The sequence below is a fragment of the Escherichia sp. 20412-1 genome, assembly GCF_003027595.1.
Classification (GTDB): domain Bacteria; phylum Pseudomonadota; class Gammaproteobacteria; order Enterobacterales; family Enterobacteriaceae; genus Escherichia; species Escherichia marmotae.
In genome coordinates this window covers 1-1,698 of the sequence record NZ_PYQM01000103.1, presented here as the reverse complement: position 1 = coordinate 1,698, position 1,698 = coordinate 1, and the positions used below count along the sequence as shown (strand labels likewise).

The 1,698-nt window shown below is 52.8% G+C and carries 1 rRNA gene; it reads right to left on the bottom strand.

The features are described from left to right. Positions 1–10 precede the first annotated feature (10 nt). Positions 11–1,552: ribosomal RNA gene (locus tag C7B16_RS24125) — 16S ribosomal RNA — on the bottom strand. Positions 1,553–1,698: the final 146 nt, after the last annotated feature.

The following is a 1,698-nucleotide window of genomic DNA, read 5'->3' as shown; positions in this document are numbered from 1 at the left end:
TTCTTTAAGGTAAGGAGGTGATCCAACCGCAGGTTCCCCTACGGTTACCTTGTTACGACTTCACCCCAGTCATGAATCACAAAGTGGTAAGCGCCCTCCCGAAGGTTAAGCTACCTACTTCTTTTGCAACCCACTCCCATGGTGTGACGGGCGGTGTGTACAAGGCCCGGGAACGTATTCACCGTGGCATTCTGATCCACGATTACTAGCGATTCCGACTTCATGGAGTCGAGTTGCAGACTCCAATCCGGACTACGACGCACTTTATGAGGTCCGCTTGCTCTCGCGAGGTCGCTTCTCTTTGTATGCGCCATTGTAGCACGTGTGTAGCCCTGGTCGTAAGGGCCATGATGACTTGACGTCATCCCCACCTTCCTCCAGTTTATCACTGGCAGTCTCCTTTGAGTTCCCGGCCGGACCGCTGGCAACAAAGGATAAGGGTTGCGCTCGTTGCGGGACTTAACCCAACATTTCACAACACGAGCTGACGACAGCCATGCAGCACCTGTCTCACAGTTCCCGAAGGCACCATCCCATCTCTGGAATGTTCTGTGGATGTCAAGACCAGGTAAGGTTCTTCGCGTTGCATCGAATTAAACCACATGCTCCACCGCTTGTGCGGGCCCCCGTCAATTCATTTGAGTTTTAACCTTGCGGCCGTACTCCCCAGGCGGTCGACTTAACGCGTTAGCTCCGGAAGCCACGCCTCAAGGGCACAACCTCCAAGTCGACATCGTTTACGGCGTGGACTACCAGGGTATCTAATCCTGTTTGCTCCCCACGCTTTCGCACCTGAGCGTCAGTCTTCGTCCAGGGGGCCGCCTTCGCCACCGGTATTCCTCCAGATCTCTACGCATTTCACCGCTACACCTGGAATTCTACCCCCCTCTACGAGACTCAAGCTTGCCAGTATCAGATGCAGTTCCCAGGTTGAGCCCGGGGATTTCACATCTGACTTAACAAACCGCCTGCGTGCGCTTTACGCCCAGTAATTCCGATTAACGCTTGCACCCTCCGTATTACCGCGGCTGCTGGCACGGAGTTAGCCGGTGCTTCTTCTGCGGGTAACGTCAATGAGCAAAGGTATTAACTTTACTCCCTTCCTCCCCGCTGAAAGTACTTTACAACCCGAAGGCCTTCTTCATACACGCGGCATGGCTGCATCAGGCTTGCGCCCATTGTGCAATATTCCCCACTGCTGCCTCCCGTAGGAGTCTGGACCGTGTCTCAGTTCCAGTGTGGCTGGTCATCCTCTCAGACCAGCTAGAGATCGTCGCCTAGGTGGGCCGTTACCCCGCCTACTAGCTAATCCCATCTGGGCACATCCGATGGCAAGAGGCCCGAAGGTCCCCCTCTTTGGTCTTGCGACATTATGCGGTATTAGCTACCGTTTCCAGTAGTTATCCCCCTCCATCGGGCAGTTTCCCAGACATTACTCACCCGTCCGCCACTCGTCAGCAAAGAAGCAAGCTTCTTTCTGTTACCGTTCGACTTGCATGTGTTAGGCCTGCCGCCAGCGTTCAATCTGAGCCATGATCAAACTCTTCAATTTAAAAGTTTGATGCTCAAAGAATTAAACTTCGTAATGAATTACGTGTTCACTCTTGAGACTTGGTATTCATTTAGCGTCTTGCGACGTTAAGAATCCGTATCTTCGAGTGCCCACACAGATTGTCTGATAAATTGTTAAAGAGCAGT